The following is a 21949-nucleotide window of genomic DNA, read 5'->3' as shown; positions in this document are numbered from 1 at the left end:
GACAGGGATGTCATGCCGCGTTGTCTTTGGGTGTCCCGCTTTCTTTCGTCGCATGAACGGCCGCTGCCGACACGCGCGTCGACCAGCGAGCGGCGTGGAATAACCGGCCGTCTCCATCCGTTTACATACCGCATCCCGGCAGAACCGGCCGGCGGGATAATGATCGTGACGAAGCCGATCGTCCCGACCGGCGCCGCCATGTCGCGATAACGTGCCAAGGAGACAGGACATGAAACGGATATTCGTCGCCGCCGCGCTGACGGTGGCCATCGTGCGGCCGGCCGCCGCGGAACCGCCCCGGGCCGGCGACGGGAAACTGGTCGACGAAGATCGCATGACGCTGTACGTCTTCGATCGCGATGCGCCCGGCAAGAGCGCGTGCGACAGCGCATGCGCGGCCAACTGGCCGCCCGCGCTCGCCGACGCGTACGACAAGGCAACGGGCGCGCTCGGTCTCGTCGCGCGCGACGACGGCAGCAAGCAATGGGCATACCGCGGGCGCCCGCTGTATCGGTGGAAGCAGGATCGCAAGCCCGGCGATGCGGGCGGTGACGGGATCGGCGGCATGTGGCACGTCGCGCGTCCGTGACCGGGCGGGCGGCGCGCGAGGCCTCCTGATGAGCTACGAATCGGATCTGCTGGTGTGGTTGCCGCATCTCACGCGCTATGCGCGTGCGCTGACGGGCGACCGCGCATGGGCGGACGATCTCGTGCAGGACACGCTCGAGCGCGCGTTGAACCGCCCGCCGCGCGATGGCGGCAACCTGCGCGCATGGCTGCTGACGCTGTTGCGGCACCGCTTCATCGACCAGTTGCGCGCGCGGCACGAGATCGCGGTCGACGACGCCACCGCACCGTGGCAGACGATGGCCGCACCGGCCGGCGAGATCGGCGGGCTCGTGCTGCGCGACGTGCAGCGCGCGCTGTACCGGTTGCCGGTCGAACAGCGCGAGGTGCTGCTGCTGGTCGCGCTCGAGGAGTTGAGCTATCGCGATGCCGCACAGGTGCTCGGCGTACCGGTGGGAACGGTGATGTCGCGGCTCGCGCGGGCGCGCGCGCAGATGCGTTCGCTGTTGTCGGACGAGCCATCGGCGCACGGCACGGCCGCGTTACGCGTGATCGGGAAGACATGATGGACGAACCGCACAAGCCTTCGAACGAGCAGGATGCCGATGCGTCGGCGCAACTGCTGTCCGCGCTGCTGGACGGCGAGCTTTCGGCCGCCGAGCGTCGCGAGGTGCTCGAACGCCTGCAGGCCGATCCGCAGGAAGCCGAACGATTCGCGCATTACCGCGCGCAGCGCGACGCGCTGCAGGCGCTGTTCCCGCTGCCGGCCGCTGCGCCCGCGCTGTTCGTGCAGCGCCGCGCGCCGCGCCGGCGCGGGCTCGCCCATGCGCTCGCCGGGCTCGCGGCGGGGCTGCTGATCGGCATCGCGCTGCATGCAGGCTGGATGACGTTCGGCAGCGAACCGGCGTTCGCCGCGCGCGCGGATGTTGCGTATGCGACGTACGTGGCCGACCGCCAGCATCCGGTCGAAGTCGATGCGGGCGATCCGGAACGTCTCGTCGCATGGCTGTCCGCGCGTCTCGGGCGGCCCGTGCGCGCGCCGTCGCTCGACGAATACGGCTACACGCTGCTCGGCGGCCGGCTGCTCCCCGGCGACGCGGGGCCGGCCGCGCAACTGATGTACCAGCGCGCGGACGGCGCGCGCGTGACGCTGTACATGACGGCGTACGATGCCCGTCGGCTCGCGCCGCAGGCGATGTCGGCCGCCGGCCGCTACACGTATTTCTGGTCGGATCGCGGAATGGGTTACGCATTGTCCGGGCAGGGCGACGAACGGCGCCTGCGCGAACTCGCGATCGACGCGTGCGGTGCGCTCGGCGGCCCGACCGACGCGTGGAAGGGCTGACGCGCCCGGCGCCGGCACCGAGCAGGCGATGAAGATGACGATGACGAAGCGGCTCGTGCCGATGCTGGTGCCGGCGTTGCTCGCCGCGGGCACCGTGCTTGCTCGGGCGGACGGTGACACGCCGGTGCGCGTACCCGTCGACGCCGACGGCGTGCAGCGGGTGGCGATCGTCGGCGGCAGCTATTTCTTCCGGCCGAACCACGTGATCGTGCGGGCGCGCGTGCCGGTCGAGCTGACCGTCTCGGCCGAACCCGGCGTGGTGCCGCACAGCTTCGAAATCTCTGCGCCGCAGGCCGGCATCGCGGTGCACACCGAGCTCGGCACGACGCCGAGGACGTTTCGCTTCACGCCAGCGCAGCCGGGTCGGTTCGCCTACTATTGCACGCATCGGCTGCTGTTTTTCAGGAGCCATCGCGAGCGCGGGATGGAAGGCGTGCTCGAAGTCGAGGCGGCGCCGTGATCGCCGCGTTGCTGGCCGCGAGCCTGATAGGAGCGAGCATGACCGCCGATCCCGTGACCGTCGCGCAGGCGCATTTCGACCACGTCCGCTCGTATCGCGCGACGATCCGTTCGTCGGCGCGCGGCGGCGAACACACCGAATTCCGCTATGCGTACCTGAAACCGGGTTTCGTGCGGATGGATTTCGTGTCGCCGCATCGCGGCGCGGTGCTCGCGTACGATCCCGGCGACGGCAAGGTGCGGCTGCGCCCGTTCGGCGAACATGCGCCGCCCGCGCTCACGCTGTCGCCGTCCAATCCGCTCGTGCGCGACCGCAGCGGCCACCGGGTCGACCGGTCGGACGTCGGCGAACTGCTGCGCAACGTCCATGCGCTGCAGGAGGGCGGTGCGACGGTGACCGAAGGCGAGGAGGCCGTCGGCGGCCGGACCGCGCTGCGCGTGTCGGTCACCGGTGCGCCCGCGCATGTGGTCGACGGCGTGCATCGCTACCGGCTGTGGCTGGATACCGAGGACGGCTTTCCGCTGAAGGTCGTCAGCTTCGCGGACGACGGCGACGTGCCGCTCGAAACCGTGACGCTCGACGACGTCGAAATCGACGTCGCGTTTCCCGAACGCTTTTTCGCACCCTGAGCGGTGCGCTGACGCAGGCCGTAGACACGCGTGATGGAGGCCGCATGGCGGAATACCGGTTCTCGACGACCTGGCGCGTGAACGCGCCGCTCGTGGTGGTGTGGGGCGCGATCTACCAGGTCGACCGCTGGCCCGACTGGTGGAAGGGCGCGGTGAGCACCGTCGAGATCGAGCCGGGCGACGCGCGCGGGGTTGGTGCGCTGCACCGGTATACGTGGAAGGGGGCGCTGCCCTACCGGCTGACCTTCGACATGCGCGTGCGGCGCGTCGAGCCGCCGCATGTGCTCGAAGGCCGCGCGAGCGGCGCGATCGAGGGCGACGGATGCTGGTCGTTCGTCGCCGCCGGCGCACGCACGATCGTGCGCTACGACTGGCACATCCACACGCACGCGCGCTGGATGAACTGGCTGGAGCCGCTCGGCCGCCCGCTGTTCCGATGGAATCACGACGTCGTGATGCGCGAAGGCGCGAAGGGGCTCGCACGCCTGCTGGGCGCGGCCGTCGAGACGGATGGCCGCACGTTCCGGCCGTTGTCCGATGCGGGCTGCGCCGATGCCTGAATGCGGGTGAGTGCGCGACAGCGTGCGCCAGCGTGCGGAAGCGCCGCGCGCCGCGCCGCTCAGCGTGCGTACGCCATCACCGCACCGTCCACCATCAGCGCGACGTGCTCGCCGACGGCCGGGCACCGGTGCCCCGGCACGCGCACGCGCACCTGCACGTCGCGATCGGTATCGAGGCGCACGAGCACGTCGGCGTCCTGGCCCGCGAACTGCGCGGCTTCGACGCGGGCCGTGTGGCCGCCTGCCGTGCCGGCCTGCGCGAGCGGCACGATGCCGATCTGTTCGGGACGCAGCATCGCGTCGGCCGGCCCGTCGAGCAGCGGCGCGACGAGCGGCAGTTCGCCGAGCGCGCAGTCGATGCGCGTGCCGCGCACGCGGCCGGCGAGCAGCACCGCCTGCCCGACGAACGATGCGACGTCGCGCGTGACGGGCTGCCGGTACAGCGTCTGCGGCGCGGCCGTCTGCACGAGCCGGCCGTGCCACATCACCGCCACTTCGTCGCCGAGCGTCATCGCCTCGGGCTGGTCGTGCGTGACGAGCACCGACGTCGCGCCCGCCGCGGCGAGCGCATCGGCCACCGCGCTGCGCGTCTCGTGGCGCAGCGACGTGTCGAGCGCGGAGAACGGTTCGTCGAGGATCACGAGCGACGGCTCGGGCGCGAGCGCGCGTGCGAGCGCGACGCGCTGCTGCTGCCCGCCGGACAGCTGCTGCGGCGCACGGCTCGCATACGACGCGGGCAGCCCGACCATCTCGAGCAGAGCGTCGACGCGATGATGGCGCCGCCGCGCCGCGCGCGGCAGCCCGAACGCGATGTTGTCGGCCACCGACAAGTGCGGAAACAGCGCGCCTTCCTGCGGCACGTAGCCGATCCGGCGCTGTTCGGGCGGCAGGTGCACGTCGGGCGCGGCCACGCGGCGCCCGTCGATTTCGACGATGCCGCGCTCGGCGCGCTCGAAGCCGCACAGCACGCGCAGCAGTGTCGTCTTGCCGCTGCCGGACGGGCCGAGCAGCGCGAGCCGCGAGCCGCGCCGCACCGTGAGATCGATGTCGTGCAGGACCGTATGCGATCCGAACGATTTGGACAGGCCGTGGATGCGTAGTTCGCTCATGGGCGTTCCGGGAGAAAAAGGGCGGCGCTCAGTCGCGCACCGATGCGCGGCCGAGCAGCAGGAACAGCAGTCCCGATGCGCCGAGCGACAGCGCGACGAGCAGCGCCGCATAGGGCGCCGCGGCGGCGAACGCGAGCGTCGCCGTATCGCTCCACACCTGCGTCGCGAGCGTGCGCGTGCCGATCGGCGACAGCAGCAGCGTCGCGTTGAGTTCCGTCACGACCGAGATGAACACCATCGTCGCGGCCGCGCCGAGGCCGGGCGCCGCGAGCGGCAGCACCACGCGCGTGAGCGTCGCGCGCCAGCCGAGGCCGAGCGAGCGCGCGGTTTCCTCGAGCCGGACCTGCACGTGCGACAGCGCGGCGCGCACGCTGACGACCGCGAGCGGCAGGAACAGGATCGCGTAGGCGGCGACGAGCGCCGGTGCGCTCTGGTAGAGCGGCTGCAGCAGCCGCACCGTGATCGACACGATCGCCAGCGCGACGACGATGCCCGGCACGCCCTGCACGGTCATCGCCGTGCGCTCGAGCAGCGTCGCGACGCGGCCCGGATAACGGACCAGCAGGAACGCGAGCGGCAGCGCGAGCAGCGTCGTGACGGCCGCCGCCGTCAGCCCGTAGCCGGACGACGCGAGCGTCGCCTGCCACAGCAGCTCGGGCGATACGTCGGCCGGCGTGACGGCGGCCGCGCCCTGCTGCGTGAGCCAGTAGCCGATCATCGCGAGCGGCACGCCGAGCGTCGCCGCTGCAACCGCGGCGAACGAGACGGTGACGGGGCCGCGCAGATACCCGAGCGGATAACGCATCGCGACGCGGCGCGCGGCGCGGTGCGTATGACCGTAGCGCGCATGGCCGCGTGCGCGTGCCTCGATCGCGAGGCACAGCAGACACAGCGCGATCAGCACGCAGCCGAGCAGCGATGCGCCGCCGCCGTCGAACGCGGTGCGGTATTCCGCATAGATCTCGGTCGTGAACGTGCGAAAGCGCAGCAACTGGAACGCGCCGAACTCGGACAGCACGCCGAGCGCGACGAGCAGCATCCCGCCGCACAGTGCGGGGCGCAGCTGCGGCAGCACGACGCGCAAGAACGTATGCCACGGCGAGCAGCCGAGCGTGCGCGCGCTTTCTTCGAGCGCGGGATCGAGCTCGCGCAGCGCGGCGGCCACCGGCAGGTAGACGAGCGGGAAGTATGCGGAAGTCAGCACGATCAGCGCGCCGAGGAAGTCCTGCAGATCGAGGCTCAACGATACCCACGCGTAGCTCGTGATGAACGGCGGCACCGCGAGCGGGGCGGCCGCGAGCGCGGTCCACAGCGGCCGGGCCGGCAGGTCGGTGCGCTCGATGAACCACGCGAGCGCCGTGCCGAGCAGCGCGCACGCGAGGGTCGCGGCGAGCGTGATCGACAGCGTGTTGACCAGCAGTTCGCCGACGAGCGGGCGCCACAGCAGCTCGATCGCATCGTCGACGCCGAAGGTGGCCGCGCGGTAAAGCGTGAAGCCGAGCGGCAGCAGGATCGCGAGCGGCCCGCACGCGGCTGCGGCAACGAGCGCGCGCGACGGGCGCCGCCGTGTCGCGGTGCGCTCGCCGTCGCGCGCGGTGCTCGCCGTGCGGGACACGGCGTCGCTCATGGTCAGAGCAGGCCTGCCTGGCGCAGCAGCTTGCCGGCCTGGCTGTCGTCGCCGAGCTGTTCGAACGTCAGCGCCGGCGGGCTCAGTTCGTTGAACGGCTTCAGGATCGGATCGGGCGCGACGCCCGGATGCAGCGGATATTCGAAGCTGATGTGGCCGCCGGCCATCAGCTTCTGCGCGCGCTCGCTGACGAGATACGCGACGAACTTCTGCGCGTCCGCCTGGTGCTTCGACGCCTTCAGCACCGCGGCGCCCGACACGTTGACGGCACCGCCGACGTCGCCTTTGCCGAAGTGGTAGATCGCGCTGCGGGTCGACTTGTCGCCGAGCTCGGCGTGCAGGCGGTCCCAGTAGTAGTTGTTGACGATGCCGGTCAGCACGCCGCCGCGGTTGACGGCCGCCGTCACGCCTTCGTCGTCGTCGAAGATCTGCGCGTTCGCCTTCAGGCCCTTCAGCCATTGCAGCGTCGCGGCTTCGCCGTGCAGCGCGAGCACCGCGCTCACGAGCGGCAGGAAGTCCGCATCGCTCGGCGCGACGCCGACCTTGCCCTTCCATTCGGGCTTCGCCAGATCGAGCAGCGATGCGGGCAATTGCTGCGGCTGGATTTTCGCGGTGTTGTAGACGAGCACGTTCTCGCGCGCGAGCACGCCGACCCAGTTGCCGTCCGCCGGGTTGAAGCGCGCGGGCACCGATTGCAGCGTGGCGCCGTCGGTCTTCGCGAACAGCCCCTTGTGGTCGAGCAGCACGAGTTCCGGCGAGTTCTCGGTGAAGTACACGTCGGCCGGCGTGCGGTCGCCTTCCGCGACGAGCTGCGCGGCGAGTGCCGGGCCTTCGCCCGAGCGCACCTTCACGGTGATGCCGCTCTGCGCTTCGAAGTCCTTGACGAGCTGGTTCACGACCTGCTCGTGCTGCGCGTTGTACAGCGTGAGGGTCGCGGCATGCGCGCGCACGGCGTGCAGCGCGCCGGTCAGCATCAGCGCGGCGGCCGCCGCGGAAATCAGGTGCCGCAGCGGGCGGCTAACGGGTGAAGTATTCATGTGGTTTTCAGCAGGTTGCATCCGGCTGCGCCGGGAAGGGGTGCGTTGGCTCGCGCTGTGCGTCGTCATGCGTCGAACAGCGCGGCGCCGATATACGAACCCGGTTGCGCGCCCGGCGGGCACGCGAAGATCGCGCTGCCGACGTGCGTGGTGAACTGGTTCATGATGTCCATTTTCGAGAGCTTCTCGTTGATCGGAATGAAGCCCTTGCGCGGGTCGCGCTGGTGCGCGACGAACATCAGCCCCGCGTCGTACTCGGTCTGCTGGCGCCACGGCGGCCAGCGCTCGATGTAGAAGTTCGTGCTGTCGTTGTACGAGTACGCGCGGCGCAGGATCTGCGCGCCGTTGTTCAACTGCGGCGACGCGAGGCGCGCGTGCGAGTTGTCGGGGATCACCGGGTTGCCGTCCTTGTCGGTCGCATCGAGATCGAGCGCCTCGAACTCGTTCTTCTGGCCAAGGGGCGCGCCGCTGTACTTGTGACGGCCGACCACCTGCTCCTGGAAGCCCAGTTCCGTGTTGTCCCAGTGCTCGAGCGTGATGCGGATGCGGCGCACGACCGTGTAGGTGCCGCCGTTCATCCATGCCGGGCCTTCGCTGCCGGCCCACACGAATTCGTTCATCGCGGCCGGATCGGACATCGGCGGATTCATCGTGCCGTCCTTGAAGCCCATCAGGTTGCGCGGCGTTTCGCCGGGCTTGCCCGATGTGAAACCGGCCTGGCCCCAGCGCATCTGCGTCGCTTTCGCGCCGAGGCGCACGAGCTGGCGCACCGCGTGGAACGCGACCTGCGCGTCGTCCGCGCACGCCTGGATGAACAGGTCGCCGCCGGTCTTCTCCGGCAGCAACTGGTCGCCGTTGAACCGCGGCAGGTCGACGAGCGCGGCGGGGCGATGCTTCGCGAGGCCGTAGCGGTCCTTACCCGCGAGCGCGAACAGGCCGGGACCGAAGCCGAACGTGACCGTCAGGCGCGCGGGGCCGAGGCCGAGCGCGTCGCCGCCGTCGGCCGGCGGAGCTTCGTCGCCGCCCGTCGCGGCGAGAGGCAGCGCGGTGTCGCCGCGCGTCATCCGCGCGGCGGCGTCGGTCCAGGTCTTCAGCAGCGCGATGACGTCCGCGCGCTGGGCCGTCGTCAGGTCGAGCGCCGCGAAATACGCGTGGCGCTGCTGCGGTGTCGTGATGCCGCTCTGGTGCCGGCCGTAGAACGGTTCGACGCCGTCGTGCGCGGACGCGGGAGCGGCAGGTGCGGCGGCGGCCGCATCCGCGGCCTTCGCGGCCGGGATCGCCGCCGCGGCGAGGCCGGCGGCCACGGCGGCGCCGCCCGCCTTCAGGAAGCCGCGCCGGGCGGTGCGCGGCGGCCGGTCGAGATCGTCAGCCATGATGGGCTCCGTCATTTCGCGAGCAACAGCGTGTTGACGTCGTCCGCGACGTAGTAGAAACCGTCGCCTTCGGGCGTCATCGCGATGCCGAACAGGTTGCCGTTGCCGGGAGGCGTCTGCGCCTTGTCGGTATTGATCCAGCGCGCGTAGATCTGCTTGCCGGCAACCGGGTCGATCTCGACGACCTGGCCGTTTTGCGCGTTGGTCGCGAGCAGGTGGCCGTTCGGCGCGGTCGCGAGCGCGAGCGGGCGGCGCAGGAAGCCGTCGGCTGTGACCTGGCGGCCGACGCCCGCGCTGGTGTCGCGCGTGAGCGGGTCGTCGATCTCGACGATGCGGTTGCCGATCGCGTCCGACACGTACAGCTTCTTCTGGTCGCCCGACAGCGCGAGGCCGGTCGGGCCGACCAGGAACACGCCCTTGTCGGCCTGCGCGCCGAGGCCGCTCGCGACCACCGTTTCCTGCTTGATGACGGGCGGCTTGCCCGCCGGCACGTCGAGGTCGAGACGCAGCACGGTCGCCTGCTTGTAGACGGGCGGATTGCCGTTCGCGCCGCCGACGCCGAAGCCGGCCATGCTGACGAACAGCGTCGCGCTGTCGCCGCGGTCGACCACGGCCATGTTGCCCCACGGGTCGTTGATGTTCGGAGTCGACCACGTCGACGCGACCTTGCCCTGCGGATCGAGCACGATCAGGCAGCCGGCGCCCTTGGTGTTGGTCGTGCCGTCGTTGCTCGGCGTGCTGCCGACGATCACCCAGCCCGACTTCAGCATCGTCATCGCCGTCGACAGGCCGACGCCGCCCGGGCACGCCTTCAGGTCGCGCGGGATCGCCGCGAACAGGCTCAACTGCTTCGTCGACGGGCGGTAGTCGACGATCGTGCTGCCGGTCCCTTGCAGGTTCGCCGAGTTGTTGAAGTTGTCGACGAGCACGTCGCCCGCCTGGATCGTGCCGGCCGATACCGGCGCGATCGCGATCGCGTACGGGTTCTGGTCGCCGTTGTCCGGCACCGTGTTGACGAGCGTGACGTGGCGATGCAGCGTTTCGAGGAAACCTTGCGGCTCGGCGAATGCGCCGGCGGCGGCCGTCAGCGCGGCGGCGGCCAGCGCACCCGTCGCGAAGCGGCGAAGCGGGGCGGATTGAATCATGTGAGTCTCCTGGGGAGCGCGCCGTCCGGGCGGCGCGCGAAAAAGGGCAGCGTGGGCGCGTCGCTCAGAACGTGATCGTCGTACGCGCGCCGAGCACGAACGTGTTGCGCAGCGGCTGGGTCGCGTCGCTCGGGTTCTGGCCGGCGCCTGCATTGAACGTGTACTGCGCGTCGGCTTGGACGATCCACCACGGGGTGACCTGGTACTGGTAGGTCGCTTCGAGCGTCGTCTCTCGCGTGCGCACGCCGTACGGGCCGCTCGCGAACGTCCGTGCGCTCTGGTCGAGGTCGGTCACGTGGTTGCCGACCTGGATGTACGTGACGCCGAGGCCGACGCTGTCGTTGTCGCGGCCTTCGAACGGCGCCTTCAGCACGATCCCCGCGTTGGCCGAGAAGCTCACCAGGTTGCGGTCGCCCGGCGCACCCATCACGCGTGCGAACACGCCGAGGCTCTTCGCGCCGCTCGGGTCGGGGCGCCAGATCATCTGGTCGGCCACCGCGTAGAAGCTGTAGTTGCCGTGACGCTGCTGCGCGTTGCCGTTCGACGCGGGATCCGACAGCGACAGCCCGTCGGTGCCCACGTTCTGGTCCGCGAAGCGGCCGTTGTGATACCAGACGCCTATCTTGTAGGTGCCCGGCAGCCCGTTCGAGCGGCCGGTATCCATTTCGCCGTCGGACGGCTGGTTCAGCGCGTACTGCAGCTCGCCGATGTAGAGCGCGCCGTTGTGCAGGTTGAAATTGGTGCCGCTCAGGTTGTTCGGGTTGTTGCCGAGCGGATCGCCGTCGAACACGCCCGCGAGCGCGGTGAGCGTCGGCGTGATCTGCGCGCGCACGCGCACGCCGAGGCCCGCGAGCGGATACGCGGGGCCGCCGTTGGGCAGGTCGTACGACGGCAGCGCGGGCCAGCCGAACATCGTGTTGACGAACGTGTTCGCATACGTGCTGACCATGAATTCCTGGTCGAGACTCTGCTGGCCGATCTTCACGTCGACGCGCTTGTCGAGGAACGACTGCTGGTACCACAGCTCCCACAGGCGCGTCGTGCCCTGCGCCTCGATGCCGCTCGCGGTGTTGAGCGTGCCGAGGTTGCGCGCGCTCAGGTTGGTGCCGTGGATCTGCAGCGCGCTGACGTTGAACGTGCCGCCGGCCAAGCCGATCGCTTTCTGCGTGTCGACCGTCAGGGTCGCCGTCGTCAGTCCGTCGTACGCGCCGCCGCGGTTCAGGCCGCCGCGCAGGTTCGCGAGGTATTCGCTGGTTTCGGTGATCTGCAGCGTCGCGCCGTACTTGCCGAGCCACGGGCGGATGCCGCCCATGTCGCCGAGCAGGCTCTGGCGGGTCCAGATGCCGGTCCACATGTTGGTCGGCTTCGCCTGGATCGCGAGGTCGGCCTCGGGGGCTTCGGGCTGTGCGTCGACCGGCACGTCGGCGAAAGCGGTGCCGCTCGCGAACGATGCACACGCGAGAATGGCCGCACAGGCGGCGGGGCGCATCCGGGCGCGGACGCTGTCTCCTTGGGACGACGCAAACTTCATATCAAATCCGTAGTTCTATTTAGTTTGGAATCCTGCTTGTCGGTCGCTGTCCGGATGCGTGGCACGGGTTGGCCAGAGCATGAAGATGAGCGCGACGCGGCGCATCGTAGGAGTGTTAAATGGGAAAGTCAATGTAAACGAGAATGATTCGCATCTAAATTACGGAATGTAATGCGTGGGTTTACGGGCGTGGTGCGTCGCGTGTTTAGTTCAGAGGTAAACCGTAAATATCTGCGTAATGAAAATGCATGCATCGATGCGGACCGATGGGTCGGCGGGGCAGGAGGAGGGGGCGTCCGGCCGTGGGCCGGAGGGGGCGCGTCAGCGGACGGAATCGACGCCGCTGCACGTTTCATGATGTGATGCCGTCGGTGGCGGGAACTCCGGGGTTTCCCGGGGTCCAAACGGGGCTGGATGAGATGCGCGGGCCGCGCGGGGCCCGCCGGTCAGGCAGGTGATGTTTGGCAAAGTATTGTTTTGGAAAGATTTTTTGTTGTTCCGCGAGGCTTTTCCCGCCGCGCACCCGCGCCGAAAATTCCTCCGGATTCCCTTCTTGAATTTGTCAAAACCCGTCCATATAATTAGCACTCGCTGCACGAGAGTGCTAACAATTCTCTGCCGGGCGACAAGCCGGGCAGATTCCCTAAGCGTTCTTCAATCTCAGTCAAGAGAGGAGTGAATATGAACCTTCGTCCTTTGCACGATCGCGTGATCGTCAAGCGCCTGGATCAGGAAACCAAGACCGCCTCGGGCATCGTGATCCCCGACGCCGCTGCCGAAAAGCCGGACCAGGGTGAAGTTCTGGCCGTCGGCCCGGGCAAGCGTGACGACAAGGGCGCACCGATCGCGCTCGACGTGAAGGTCGGCGATCGCGTCCTGTTCGGCAAGTACGCAGGCCAGACCGTGAAGGTCGACGGCAGCGAACTGCTGGTCATGCGCGAAGAAGACATCATGGCCGTGGTCAACGCGAAGTAAGCGTCCACCGACGGTACATATTCCCAAGAATTCAAGGAGTTAGAAGATGGCAGCTAAAGACGTCGTATTCGGCGATTCCGCCCGTTCGAAGATGGTCGAAGGCGTGAACATTCTCGCCAACGCAGTCAAGGTCACGCTGGGTCCGAAGGGCCGCAACGTCGTGCTCGAGCGCAGCTTCGGCGGCCCGACGGTCACCAAGGACGGTGTGTCGGTCGCCAAGGAAATCGAGCTGAAGGACAAGCTCCAGAACATGGGCGCGCAAATGGTCAAGGAAGTCGCTTCCAAGACCAGCGACAACGCAGGCGACGGCACGACGACGGCAACCGTCCTCGCGCAATCGATCGTCCGCGAAGGCATGAAGTACGTCGCATCGGGCATGAACCCGATGGACCTGAAGCGCGGCATCGACAAGGCAGTCGCAGCGGCTGTCGAAGAGCTGAAGAAGATCAGCAAGCCGTGCACGACGAACAAGGAAATCGCACAGGTCGGCTCGATCTCGGCGAACAGCGATTCGTCGATCGGCGATCGCATCGCTGAAGCGATGGACAAGGTCGGCAAGGAAGGCGTGATCACCGTCGAAGACGGCAAGTCGCTGGCCGACGAACTCGACGTCGTCGAAGGCATGCAGTTCGACCGCGGCTACCTGTCGCCGTACTTCATCAACAACCCGGACAAGCAAGTCGCCGTCCTCGAAAACCCGTTCGTGCTGCTGCACGACAAGAAGGTGTCGAACATCCGCGATCTGCTGCCGGTGCTCGAGCAAGTCGCGAAGGCTGGCCGTCCGCTGCTGATCATCGCTGAAGACGTCGAAGGCGAAGCGCTCGCAACGCTGGTCGTCAACAACATCCGCGGCATCCTGAAGACCGTTGCGGTCAAGGCGCCGGGCTTCGGCGACCGCCGCAAGGCCATGCTGGAAGACATCGCGATCCTGACCGGCGGTCAAGTCATCGCGGAAGAAACCGGCCTGACGCTCGAGAAGGCAACGCTGGCAGAACTGGGCCAGGCGAAGCGCATCGAAGTGGGCAAGGAAAACACGACGATCATCGACGGCGCAGGCGAAGCCGCGAACATCGAAGCACGCGTGAAGCAAGTGCGCGCGCAAATCGAAGAAGCGACGTCGGACTACGACCGTGAAAAGCTGCAAGAGCGCGTGGCCAAGCTGGCCGGCGGTGTTGCAGTGATCAAGGTCGGTGCTGCGACCGAAGTCGAAATGAAGGAAAAGAAGGCACGTGTCGAAGACGCACTGCACGCAACGCGCGCAGCTGTGGAAGAAGGCATCGTGGCAGGTGGCGGCGTTGCGCTGATCCGCGCTCGCACCGCGATCGCAGGCCTGACCGGCGCGAACGCCGACCAGAACGCCGGCATCAAGATCGTGCTGCGTGCAATGGAAGAGCCGCTGCGCCAGATCGTCACGAACGGCGGCGAAGAAGCGAGCGTCGTGGTGGCGGCAGTTGCAGCAGGCAAGGGCAACTACGGCTACAACGCAGCAACGGGCGAGTACGTCGACATGGTTGAAGCCGGCGTCGTCGACCCGACCAAGGTCACGCGCACCGCACTGCAGAACGCAGCTTCGGTTGCCGGCCTGCTGCTGACGACGGACGCAGCTGTCGCAGAACTGCCGAAGGAAGACGCACCGATGCCGGGCGGCATGCCGGGCGGCATGGGCGGCATGGGCATGGACATGTAATCGACTTCGGTCGACGGTGTCCGGAACGTGCAGCGATGCGCGTTCCAGCCAAAGAAAAAGACCCGCAGCGATGCGGGTCTTTTTTTATGTGCGCGCGGATTTCGATGCGTGCGCAGGGTGGCCGACGATGTCGCGTCCCGAGGCCGTTGCATGGGCGACGACGGGGCATGCCCCGCCGTGTTCGCGTCAATGCCGGTGCGACGTCCTGGGCGCCGGGTCGGCCTTCACGGCCGGCGGCGTGTCCGAGTCTTCGTTGCTGCGCGCCCAGAAGAACCGGTCGGGCAGGTATGCACCCATGCCGGGCCGGAACGCGTCACGCACGGCCTGATACAGATACTCCTGCGCTTCGCGTACCGCCTCGGGCGGCTCCTGGCCATTCGCGAGCAGCGCCGCGATGGCCGCGCCCAGCGTGTCGGTAATCCCCATCAGCCGGTGCGGCGAACGATCCCACATGTCCTCGCGGAGCTGGCCTTCCTCGCCGTACAGCGTGTTGACGAGCCGGTGCGAGCCCGTCTCGGACGACAGGATGTACTCGCAGCCCTGCGACAGCAGGTGCGACACAGCCGCGTCGAGATTCGGCGCCTCGGCGTCGCCGTCCGGCTGCGCGAGCGCGATCAGCGTCGCGTAGTCGGCGACCAGCAGCGTGGTTTGCGGCGCCAGCAGGTCGGCGATCGATTCGCGCAGGTCGTCGGCGGCGAGTACGTGTTCGTCGTCGAGCGTGAAGTCCGGCGCGAGCACGAGCGGCACGCCGTCGTAGTCGGCGACGACTTCGGCGATCGCGCTCACGACTTCCGCGCGCGTCGCCGCGCCGATCTTGAACGCCGCAACCGGCATGTCTTCGAGCAGCATGCGCGCCTGGGCGGCGACCACGTCGGGATCGAGGCCGGTCACTTCGTCGCAGGCGGCCGAGTCGCGCACGGTGTAGCCCGTCAGGACGGACACGCCGTGACAGCCCATGCTCGCCAGGGTCATCAGATCGGCTTGGAGGCCGGAGCCGCCGGTGGGATCGGACAGGCCGAAGGTGAGGACGATCGGAGGGGCGTTGCTGGACATGTAAAAATGGGGCAAGAGAAAAACGGAAAAGCGACGGAGATGCGGACGGCGAGGCGAAATGGGCGTTGTCGGCCCTGTGTTGCCCGGCAGGCCGCACTTTTCAGCCATTATGCGGCGGAATCCGGCCCGCACGACGGATTTTTTAGCGCAGCGCAACGTAGTCACCCTACTCCAGCGCGATTGCTAGGCAGTCCGGCCCCGACACGGTACCATCATGGCTCCCGAATTTACCGACTTTCCCGACGCGGCTAAGATGGAATACAAGAGCTGGATGTGCCTGATTTGTGGCTGGATTTACGACGAAGAAGCTGGGCTGCCGGAAGAGGGCATTGCCCCGGGCACGCGCTGGGAAGACGTTCCGATCAACTGGACGTGTCCTGAATGCGGCGCCCGCAAGGAAGACTTCGAGATGGTCCAGATCTGACCGGACCGTTGGCCCACGGACACCCCGCTCAGGCCTCGCCTCGACCCGGCGCTCGCGCGTCGAGGCGCGAGCGAGCGACTTGACGATGACAGGCGCGCGTGTCCATGAGGCCAGAACCGGCGAACGTTCCCCACCCTGACGCACTGCCCAACCCCCGTGGCGGGGCCGTGCGCGCGGCCGACGCATGGCTTGCGGCGGCGGCCGACGCGTTCGAGCATCGCGACGACGCGGCCGCGCCGCTGTCCGCAGCGGCGGCCGTGCTGGCGGAAGCCGGGTGGCTGCCGGCCGCGCGTTTCGCGGGGCAACTGGCGGCCGCCGTGCCGCTCGTCGCCGTCGAGCCGACTTCGGCCGGCTGGCGCGCCGCGCTGCACGATTTCCGGGCAGCCGTCAGCCGCCACAATTTGCGCGAGCTCGCATGCTCGCCGGTTCTCTTCGACCATTTCCGTGCATTGCGTGCGCAAAGCGCCGCCGACTTGCGCGCGGCCGCGCCGCTGGACGCGCTCGCGCTTGTGGGCCGCGCGGTGCCGCCGGCCACGCTGCGCGTGTTGCCCGATGCGATCGCGACCCGGATTCGTGCGCGCTACGAACAGGCGCTGCTTGGCGTGCTGCGCGCCGAACCCGGCGCGCCCGACGCGGCCCTCGACGAACTCGATGCGATGCAGGCCGCGCTCGCCGGCGACGACCCGTACGATTTCTGGCGGCTCGCGGCCGCATGCACGGGGGCGCTGCGGGCAACCGGCGCGCCCGAGCTGAAGCGCTTTCTCGCGCGCACGAACCTGTTGCTCGGCGAGCACGCGCAGGGCCGGCGCAGTGCGCCGCCCGAATTCGTACGCGAGGCGGTGGCGCTGCTGTGGCGCGATTTCGCGCTGTTCGGCGCCGCGGCCGAGGATGTCGCGCTCGTCGATGTGCTGCACGACTACGGGCTGACGGTCGATTGGCACGTCGCCGGCACCCCCGCATCCGAAGCGCTGTGGGAGGCCGATGCCGCGCGGGCCGAGCATGATGCGGTGGCCGCCGCCCCGACGCGTGCGCTCGGCGTCGTGACGGTCAATGCGCATGCCTATGAGGATTTCCTGCAGACGGCCGATGCGTCGATGGCCGACCTCGCGGCCGATCCGGCCGCGGCCGACGCGGGTGCCGCGTGGCATGCGTCCGGCGCCGCGTACCGGGTCGGTACGGCCGCATGCGCGCTCGGGCTCGGCCACGCGGCGCTCCTGGCCGACACGCTCGGCCTCGCGTGGCGGCGTGCGGCGCACGGCGTGCCGCTCGCCGACGGCGGCCTCGCTGCGCACGGCCACGCGTCCGACATGCTGCGCGCGGCGCTGCTGAAGATCGCGGCCGGCGTCGCGCCGCCGGACCTCACCGCGGCGTGCGGCGCACTCGGCGCGGCGCTCGGCCGGGCCTGACGAACGAGGGGGCGAACACGTGGCGGCTGCCCTTGCCGCGCGGGCCCGCAACACGCTGCCGACAGCCCCCGCGCGCGTGTTAGAGTGCCATGTGATCCGCGTGCGCCGTTGCCAGCGCGGCGCGGCGTTGCTTGTTGATCGCGGCCCGGTCAGGCCGCGGCGTCTTTGCTAAAATTCAAACCATGTCAAAGCCTTCCGATCGCATCAATCTCACCAACCAGTTCCTGATCGCCATGCCGAACATGGCCGATCCGACGTTCTCGGGAACGGTGGTCTATCTTTGCGATCACAGCGAGCGCGGCGCGCTCGGCCTCGTCATCAATCGTCCTACCGATATCGACCTCGAATCGCTGTTCAATCGCATCGACCTGAAGCTCGACATCGAGCCGCTGCTGCACATCCCGGTGTACTTCGGCGGCCCGGTCCAGACCGAGCGCGGCTTCGTGCTGCACGAGCCGGTGGAGGGCGCGAGCTACAACTCGTCGATGTCCGTCGAGGGCGGGCTGGAGATGACCACGTCGAAGGACGTGCTGGAGGCGGTCGCGACGGGCACCGGCCCGAAGCGCTTCCTGCTGACGCTCGGCCATGCGGGCTGGGGCGCGGGGCAGCTCGAGGAAGAGATTTCCCGCAACGGCTGGCTGACGGTGGCCGCCGATCCGCGCATCGTGTTCGACACGCCGGCCGAAGAGCGCTTCGAAGCCGCCCTCGGCCTGCTCGGGGTCAGCTCGTCGATGCTGTCCGGCGAAGCAGGGCACGCATGAGTGGCGCGAGCGCGCGCGATGCGACGCTCCTCGCGTTCGACTACGGCGAAAAACGGATCGGCGTCGCGGTCGGCAATGCGCTGACGCGCTCGGCCCGTGCGCTCGTCGTGATCCAGAACCTGAACCGCGAACACCGCTTCAAGGCGGTCGGCGACCTGCTGGCCGAATGGCGGCCGGACGCGCTCGTCGTCGGCCTGCCGATGCATCCGGACGGTACGCCGCACGACATGACGCAACAGGCGAAGCGCTTCGGCAACCAGTTGAACGGCCGCTTCGGGCTGCCCGTCACGTGGGTTGACGAGCGCTACTCGTCGGTCGAGGCCGAAGCCGGGCTGCGCGAGCGCAACGTGCGCGGCCGCGCCCGGGCCGAGATGCTCGATGCCGAGGCCGCCCGCGTGATCCTTCAACAGTATCTCGATCAATTGTCCGACCATGAGCACCATTGACGCCGAGGCGCTTTACCGCGTCCTGCTCGACCAGATCCGCGCCGCGTACGGCACGGCGTTCGCCGAACCGGGCGGCCCACGCCTCGCCGGCATTTACAGCGGCGGCGCATGGCTCGCCGAGCGCCTTGCGCGCGATCTCGGCGCGCCGGCGTTCGGCGTCGTGAACGTCGCGCTGCACCGCGACGATTACGCGAAGAAGGGGCTGCATAGCCAGGCCAGCCCGACGTCGCTGCCGTTCGACGTCGACGGCGCGCGCATCGTGCTCGTCGACGACGTGCTGTACACCGGTCGCACCGTGCGCGCGGCGCTCAACGAACTGTTCGACTACGGCCGTCCGGCCGCGGTCGAGCTCGCGGTGCTCGCCGATCGCGGCGGCCGCGAGCTGCCGGTCGCCGCGCGCTTCGCGGGCGGCGCGCTCGACGTGCCGGCCGATGCGACGCTCGTGCTCGCACGCGACGACGCGCAGTTCACGCTGCGCGTCGAGGCGCACGACGCCTGAACGACACGCGAACCGTATCCCGGGCCGCTGGTTTGCTCCGCGGCCCGTTTGCATAGTTGGAATCACGCACATCATGACCACCGACACCACTGGCCGCACCGGCAATCCCGCTGCGGCCGCGAGCCCCGACCGGTTCCGCTACGGCTTCCTGAAGGGCAACCCGCAGCTCACGAAAAACGGCGAGCTGAAGCACCTGCTGTCGATCGAGGGCCTGCCGCGCTCGATCGTCAACCACATCCTCGATACGGCCGAGCAGTTCGTCAGCGTGACGGACCGCGAAGTGAAGAAGGTGCCGCTGCTGCGCGGCAAGTCCGTGTTCAACCTGTTCTTCGAGAACTCGACCCGCACGCGCACGACCTTCGAGATCGCCGCGACGCGCCTGTCGGCCGACGTGCTGAACCTGAACATCAACGCGTCGTCGACGAGCAAGGGCGAGTCGCTGCTCGACACGATCAACAACCTGTCGGCGATGCATGCCGACCTGTTCGTCGTGCGCCACGCATCGAGCGGCGCGCCGTACCTGATCGCCGAGCACTGCGCGCCGCACGTGCACGTGATCAATGCCGGCGACGGCCGCCATGCGCACCCGACGCAGGGCCTGCTCGACATGTACACGATCCGTCACTACAAGCGCGACTTCACGAAGCTGCGCGTGGCGATCGTCGGCGACATCCTGCATTCGCGCGTCGCGCGCTCCGACATCCACGCGCTCACCACGCTCGGCGTGCCGGAAGTGCGGGCGATCGGCCCGCGCACGCTGCTGCCGGGCGGTCTCGAGCAGATGGGCGTGAAGGTGTTCCACAACCTCGACGAAGGGCTGAAGGGCGTCGACGTGATCATCATGCTGCGCCTGCAGAACGAGCGGATGAGCGGCGCGCTGCTGCCTTCCGCGCAGGAATACTTCAAGACCTGGGGCCTGACGCCCGAGCGCCTCGCGCTCGCCGCGCCCGACGCGATCGTGATGCACCCGGGTCCGATGAACCGCGGCGTCGAGATCGATTCGCAGGTCGCCGACGGCCCGCAGTCGGTGATCCTCAACCAGGTCACGTTCGGCATCGCCGTGCGGATGGCGGTGATGGGCATCGTCGCCGGCAACAGCGACTGAGCCCGCTTTCGCGCATCCCTATTCACGCAATCAACGCATTCACAGACAGCGCATGAAGATTCATATCAAAGGCGGCACGCTGATCGATCCGGTCGCCGGCACCGAGCGGCAGGCCGACGTTTTCGTCGCGGACGGCAAGATCGCCGCGCTCGGCACGGCGCCGGCCGGTTTCAACGCGGACAAGACGATCGACGCATCGGGCCAGATCGTCGCGCCCGGCCTCGTCGACCTGTGCGCGCGGCTGCGCGAGCCGGGCTACGAGCACAAGGCGACGCTCGCGTCCGAGATGGCCGCGGCCGTCGCGGGCGGCGTCACGACTCTCGTCTGCCCGCCGGATACCGACCCCGTGCTCGACGAGCCGGGCCTCGTCGAGATGCTCCGATACCGCGCGCGCAATTTGCACCAGGCGAACGTCCATCCGCTCGGCGCGCTGACCGTCGGCCTCAAGGGCGAAGTGATCACCGAGATGGTCGCGCTGACCGAGTCCGGCTGCATCGGCTTCACGCATGCCAACGTGCCGGTGCGCGACACGCAGGTGCTGCTGCGTGCGCTGCAGTACGCGAGCACCTACGGCTATACCACGTGGCTGCGCCCGCAAGACGCGTTCATCGGCCGCGGCGGCGTCGCCGCGAGCGGCGCGCTCGCGTCGCGGCTCGGGCTGTCCGGCGTGCCGGTCGCGGCCGAGACGATCGCGCTGCATACGATTTTCGAACTGATGCGCGTGACGGGCGCACGCGTGCACCTCGCGCGGCTGTCGTCGGCGGCCGGGCTCGCGCTCGTGCGCGCGGCGAAGGCCGAGGGACTGCCCGTGACCTGCGACGTCGGTGTGAACCACGTGCACCTGATCGACGTCGACATCGGCTACTTCGATTCGCAGTTCCGGCTCGATCCGCCGCTGCGCAGCGAGCGTGATCGCGAAGCGATTCGCGCGGCGCTCGCCGACGGCACGATCGATGCGATCTGCTCCGACCACACGCCGGTCGACGACGACGAGAAGCTGCTGCCGTTCGGCGAGGCGACGCCGGGCGCGACGGGGCTCGAACTGCTGCTGTCGCTGACGCTGAAGTGGGCCGATGAAACGCGTACGCCGCTTGCGCAGGCGCTGCGCCGCATCACGTCCGCGCCGGCCGACGTGCTGCAACTGCCGGCGGGGCGCCTCGCCGAAGGCGGCGCGGCCGACCTGTGCGTGTTCGATCCGCGTGCGCACTGGCGCGTCGAGCCGCGTGCGCTGAAGAGCCAGGGCCACAACTCGCCGTTCCTCGGCTACGAACTGCCCGCCTGCGTGCGCACGACGCTCGTCGCCGGGCAGATCGCGTTCGAGCGCTCCTGAACCACGCCGGATCTTCGCCATGACCGCCATTCGGAAGCTGCGTCTCGTTTTTCACCTGTTGCGCGGCATGGTGACCGTCGCGCTGCGTTTTTCGCACGTCACGCCCGCGCGGCGCGCCGAGCTGACGCGCCGCTGGTCGCTCAAGCTGCTGCGGATCTGCGGGATGCGTCTCGTCGTCCACAACGACGGTGCGCGGCTCGACGCGAGTGCGCTCGTGGTCGGCAACCACGTGTCGTGGCTCGACATCTACGCGGTCAACGCGTGGCGGCCGACGCCGTTCGTGTCGAAGGCAGAGGTGCGGCAGTGGCCGGTCGTCGGCTGGCTCGCCGAAAAGCTCGACACCGTGTTCCTGCAGCGCGAGAAGCGCACCGAGGCGATGCGGGTCATGCACGAGATGGCCGAACGTCTGCGCAACGGCGGGCTGATGTGCGTGTTTCCGGAAGGCACGACGACCGACGGGCAGGAACTGCTGCCGTTCCATGCGAACCTGTTCCAGTCGGCCGTATCGGCCGGCTGCGCGGTGCAGCCGATCTGTCTGATGTACGAGGACGCGCAGGGGCGGCAGTCGGTCGCGCCCGCCTACACGGGGGATCTGGCGCTCGGCAAGTCGCTCGATATGGTGCTGCGCGGCGGCCCGCTCGTCGTGCATCTGTACGTGTGCGATCCGATCGCGCCGGGTGGCGACCGGCGGGCGACGTCCGCGGCGGCGCGCGACGCGATCGCGGCCGCGCTTGCGACGCTGCAGGCGAAGGTCGGCAAGCCGACGGCCGAGTCGCTCGCGGAACTGGCCAGGCATGCGTATCCGGCGACCGAGCTCGGCATGGGGGCGGCGGGCAACGAGACGGCCGACGCGCCGGTGCCGGGGCGCGAGGGTTGATGC

Annotated in this window: 23 protein-coding genes; 16 read left to right on the top strand and 7 right to left on the bottom strand. The window is 69.0% G+C overall.

Annotated elements, in window-relative coordinates; genetic code table 11:
- Positions 1 to 229 precede the first annotated feature (229 nt).
- Genes HWX08_RS11210 through HWX08_RS11185 form a run of 6 tightly spaced genes read left to right on the top strand, consistent with a single transcriptional unit; the run spans position 230 to position 3561 of the window.
- Positions 230 to 589 (top strand): COG4315 family predicted lipoprotein, encoded by a 360-nt coding sequence (locus HWX08_RS11210; protein ID WP_174919576.1) that lies wholly within the window; start codon positions 230 to 232, stop codon positions 587 to 589.
- Positions 590 to 617: 28 nt separating this feature from the next.
- Positions 618 to 1133 carry a sigma-70 family RNA polymerase sigma factor gene (locus HWX08_RS11205; protein WP_069255927.1) on the top strand — a complete coding sequence of 172 codons (516 nt, stop codon included), beginning with the start codon at positions 618 to 620 and terminating at the stop codon, positions 1131 to 1133.
- Positions 1130 to 1912 carry an anti-sigma factor family protein gene (locus HWX08_RS11200; protein ID WP_174919575.1) on the top strand — a complete coding sequence of 261 codons (783 nt, stop codon included), beginning with the start codon at positions 1130 to 1132 and terminating at the stop codon, positions 1910 to 1912. The genes HWX08_RS11205 and HWX08_RS11200 overlap by 4 nt, the downstream gene beginning before the upstream one ends.
- Positions 1913 to 1940: 28 nt before the next feature.
- A complete protein-coding gene (locus HWX08_RS11195; protein ID WP_236858177.1) occupies positions 1941 to 2372 on the top strand; it encodes a cupredoxin domain-containing protein in 432 nt (143 codons plus the stop codon).
- Entirely contained in the window at positions 2369 to 3001 is a 633-nt protein-coding gene (locus tag HWX08_RS11190) for a LolA family protein (RefSeq protein ID WP_174919574.1), read from the top strand. The genes HWX08_RS11195 and HWX08_RS11190 overlap by 4 nt, the downstream gene beginning before the upstream one ends.
- 44 nt (positions 3002 to 3045) lie before the next feature.
- Positions 3046 to 3561, top strand: coding sequence for an SRPBCC family protein (locus tag HWX08_RS11185; protein ID WP_174919573.1), 516 nt, complete (start codon positions 3046 to 3048; stop codon positions 3559 to 3561).
- Between the two features lie 59 nt (positions 3562 to 3620).
- On the opposite strand, the gene HWX08_RS11180 is transcribed toward HWX08_RS11185, so the two are convergent.
- The 6 genes from HWX08_RS11180 to HWX08_RS11155 form a co-directional block, all read right to left on the bottom strand.
- On the bottom strand, positions 3621 to 4670 hold the full coding sequence (locus HWX08_RS11180; RefSeq protein WP_174919572.1) for an ABC transporter ATP-binding protein: 1050 nt from the start codon (positions 4668 to 4670) through the stop codon (positions 3621 to 3623).
- 28 nt (positions 4671 to 4698) lie between these two features.
- The gene (locus HWX08_RS11175) at positions 4699 to 6297 is read right to left on the bottom strand and encodes an ABC transporter permease (RefSeq protein WP_174919571.1); all 1599 of its coding nucleotides are present in this window, start codon (positions 6295 to 6297) and stop codon (positions 4699 to 4701) included.
- A gap of 2 nt (positions 6298 to 6299) precedes the next feature.
- Entirely contained in the window at positions 6300 to 7334 is a 1035-nt protein-coding gene (locus HWX08_RS11170) for an iron ABC transporter substrate-binding protein (RefSeq protein ID WP_174919570.1), read from the bottom strand.
- A 65-nt stretch (positions 7335 to 7399) separates the two neighbouring features.
- Positions 7400 to 8707 (bottom strand): iron uptake transporter deferrochelatase/peroxidase subunit, encoded by a 1308-nt coding sequence (gene efeB / locus HWX08_RS11165; protein WP_174919569.1) that lies wholly within the window; start codon positions 8705 to 8707, stop codon positions 7400 to 7402.
- Positions 8708 to 8718: 11 nt separating this feature from the next.
- The gene (locus tag HWX08_RS11160) at positions 8719 to 9852 is read right to left on the bottom strand and encodes an NHL repeat-containing protein (RefSeq protein ID WP_174919568.1); all 1134 of its coding nucleotides are present in this window, start codon (positions 9850 to 9852) and stop codon (positions 8719 to 8721) included.
- Between the two features lie 64 nt (positions 9853 to 9916).
- A complete protein-coding gene (locus HWX08_RS11155; RefSeq protein ID WP_174919567.1) occupies positions 9917 to 11383 on the bottom strand; it encodes a carbohydrate porin in 1467 nt (488 codons plus the stop codon).
- Positions 11384 to 12064: 681 nt separating this feature from the next.
- Between HWX08_RS11155 and groES the strand changes: the two genes are divergently transcribed.
- Together groES and groL are read left to right on the top strand one after the other, a co-directional pair.
- A complete protein-coding gene (gene groES, locus HWX08_RS11150) occupies positions 12065 to 12358 on the top strand; it encodes a co-chaperone GroES (protein ID WP_039361157.1) in 294 nt (97 codons plus the stop codon).
- A 46-nt stretch (positions 12359 to 12404) separates the two neighbouring features.
- Positions 12405 to 14045 carry a chaperonin GroEL gene (gene groL / locus HWX08_RS11145; protein WP_069255937.1) on the top strand — a complete coding sequence of 547 codons (1641 nt, stop codon included), beginning with the start codon at positions 12405 to 12407 and terminating at the stop codon, positions 14043 to 14045.
- A 186-nt stretch (positions 14046 to 14231) separates the two neighbouring features.
- Here the strand turns inward: groL and HWX08_RS11140 are convergent, their stop codons facing one another.
- Positions 14232 to 15098: a hydroxymethylpyrimidine/phosphomethylpyrimidine kinase gene (locus HWX08_RS11140; RefSeq protein ID WP_069255938.1), complete on the bottom strand. Its 867-nt coding sequence runs from the start codon at positions 15096 to 15098 to the stop codon at positions 14232 to 14234.
- Between the two features lie 253 nt (positions 15099 to 15351).
- Between HWX08_RS11140 and HWX08_RS11135 the strand changes: the two genes are divergently transcribed.
- The 8 genes from HWX08_RS11135 (at position 15352) to HWX08_RS11100 (ending at position 21946) form a co-directional block, all read left to right on the top strand.
- A complete protein-coding gene (locus tag HWX08_RS11135) occupies positions 15352 to 15522 on the top strand; it encodes a rubredoxin (protein WP_004186709.1) in 171 nt (56 codons plus the stop codon).
- A 104-nt stretch (positions 15523 to 15626) separates the two neighbouring features.
- Positions 15627 to 16928 carry a hypothetical protein gene (locus HWX08_RS11130; RefSeq protein WP_174919566.1) on the top strand — a complete coding sequence of 434 codons (1302 nt, stop codon included), beginning with the start codon at positions 15627 to 15629 and terminating at the stop codon, positions 16926 to 16928.
- A 182-nt stretch (positions 16929 to 17110) separates the two neighbouring features.
- Positions 17111 to 17689, top strand: a complete 579-nt coding sequence (locus HWX08_RS11125; RefSeq protein WP_011351143.1) for a YqgE/AlgH family protein — start codon at positions 17111 to 17113, stop codon at positions 17687 to 17689.
- Positions 17686 to 18135, top strand: coding sequence for a Holliday junction resolvase RuvX (gene ruvX / locus HWX08_RS11120; RefSeq protein WP_011351144.1), 450 nt, complete (start codon positions 17686 to 17688; stop codon positions 18133 to 18135). The genes HWX08_RS11125 and ruvX overlap by 4 nt, the downstream gene beginning before the upstream one ends.
- Positions 18122 to 18634 carry a bifunctional pyr operon transcriptional regulator/uracil phosphoribosyltransferase PyrR gene (pyrR, locus tag HWX08_RS11115; protein WP_069255941.1) on the top strand — a complete coding sequence of 171 codons (513 nt, stop codon included), beginning with the start codon at positions 18122 to 18124 and terminating at the stop codon, positions 18632 to 18634. The genes ruvX and pyrR overlap by 14 nt, the downstream gene beginning before the upstream one ends.
- A gap of 73 nt (positions 18635 to 18707) precedes the next feature.
- Positions 18708 to 19739 carry an aspartate carbamoyltransferase catalytic subunit gene (locus HWX08_RS11110; RefSeq protein WP_006476735.1) on the top strand — a complete coding sequence of 344 codons (1032 nt, stop codon included), beginning with the start codon at positions 18708 to 18710 and terminating at the stop codon, positions 19737 to 19739.
- A 52-nt stretch (positions 19740 to 19791) separates the two neighbouring features.
- Positions 19792 to 21069, top strand: a complete 1278-nt coding sequence (locus HWX08_RS11105) for a dihydroorotase (protein ID WP_174919565.1) — start codon at positions 19792 to 19794, stop codon at positions 21067 to 21069.
- Between the two features lie 19 nt (positions 21070 to 21088).
- Positions 21089 to 21946, top strand: coding sequence for a lysophospholipid acyltransferase family protein (locus HWX08_RS11100; protein WP_174919564.1), 858 nt, complete (start codon positions 21089 to 21091; stop codon positions 21944 to 21946).
- The last annotated feature ends 3 nt before the right edge of the window (positions 21947 to 21949 follow it).

It is taken from the genome of Burkholderia metallica (genome assembly GCF_902832845.1).
Taxonomy (GTDB): Bacteria; Pseudomonadota; Gammaproteobacteria; order Burkholderiales; family Burkholderiaceae; genus Burkholderia; species Burkholderia metallica.
Note: the sequence above shows the minus strand (reverse complement) of the source record. Positions and strands in the feature narration are given on the sequence as shown.

Coding starts and splice junctions, on each gene's coding strand:
- groES (WP_039361157.1), top strand. CDS start 12,065: ATGAACCTTCGTCCTTTGCACGATCGCGTGATCGTCAAGCGCCTGGAT.
- pyrR (WP_069255941.1), top strand. CDS start 18,122: ATGAGCACCATTGACGCCGAGGCGCTTTACCGCGTCCTGCTCGACCAG.
- HWX08_RS11170 (WP_174919570.1), bottom strand. CDS start 7,334: ATGAATACTTCACCCGTTAGCCGCCCGCTGCGGCACCTGATTTCCGCG.
- efeB (WP_174919569.1), bottom strand. CDS start 8,707: ATGGCTGACGATCTCGACCGGCCGCCGCGCACCGCCCGGCGCGGCTTC.
- groL (WP_069255937.1), top strand. CDS start 12,405: ATGGCAGCTAAAGACGTCGTATTCGGCGATTCCGCCCGTTCGAAGATG.
- HWX08_RS11200 (WP_174919575.1), top strand. CDS start 1,130: ATGATGGACGAACCGCACAAGCCTTCGAACGAGCAGGATGCCGATGCG.
- HWX08_RS11135 (WP_004186709.1), top strand. CDS start 15,352: ATGGAATACAAGAGCTGGATGTGCCTGATTTGTGGCTGGATTTACGAC.
- HWX08_RS11130 (WP_174919566.1), top strand. CDS start 15,627: ATGAGGCCAGAACCGGCGAACGTTCCCCACCCTGACGCACTGCCCAAC.
- HWX08_RS11100 (WP_174919564.1), top strand. CDS start 21,089: ATGACCGCCATTCGGAAGCTGCGTCTCGTTTTTCACCTGTTGCGCGGC.
- HWX08_RS11180 (WP_174919572.1), bottom strand. CDS start 4,670: ATGAGCGAACTACGCATCCACGGCCTGTCCAAATCGTTCGGATCGCAT.
- HWX08_RS11205 (WP_069255927.1), top strand. CDS start 618: ATGAGCTACGAATCGGATCTGCTGGTGTGGTTGCCGCATCTCACGCGC.
- HWX08_RS11125 (WP_011351143.1), top strand. CDS start 17,111: ATGTCAAAGCCTTCCGATCGCATCAATCTCACCAACCAGTTCCTGATC.
- HWX08_RS11160 (WP_174919568.1), bottom strand. CDS start 9,852: ATGATTCAATCCGCCCCGCTTCGCCGCTTCGCGACGGGTGCGCTGGCC.
- HWX08_RS11210 (WP_174919576.1), top strand. CDS start 230: ATGAAACGGATATTCGTCGCCGCCGCGCTGACGGTGGCCATCGTGCGG.
- HWX08_RS11195 (WP_236858177.1), top strand. CDS start 1,941: ATGAAGATGACGATGACGAAGCGGCTCGTGCCGATGCTGGTGCCGGCG.
- HWX08_RS11185 (WP_174919573.1), top strand. CDS start 3,046: ATGGCGGAATACCGGTTCTCGACGACCTGGCGCGTGAACGCGCCGCTC.
- ruvX (WP_011351144.1), top strand. CDS start 17,686: ATGAGTGGCGCGAGCGCGCGCGATGCGACGCTCCTCGCGTTCGACTAC.
- HWX08_RS11175 (WP_174919571.1), bottom strand. CDS start 6,297: ATGAGCGACGCCGTGTCCCGCACGGCGAGCACCGCGCGCGACGGCGAG.
- HWX08_RS11140 (WP_069255938.1), bottom strand. CDS start 15,098: ATGTCCAGCAACGCCCCTCCGATCGTCCTCACCTTCGGCCTGTCCGAT.
- HWX08_RS11155 (WP_174919567.1), bottom strand. CDS start 11,383: ATGAAGTTTGCGTCGTCCCAAGGAGACAGCGTCCGCGCCCGGATGCGC.
- HWX08_RS11110 (WP_006476735.1), top strand. CDS start 18,708: ATGACCACCGACACCACTGGCCGCACCGGCAATCCCGCTGCGGCCGCG.
- HWX08_RS11105 (WP_174919565.1), top strand. CDS start 19,792: ATGAAGATTCATATCAAAGGCGGCACGCTGATCGATCCGGTCGCCGGC.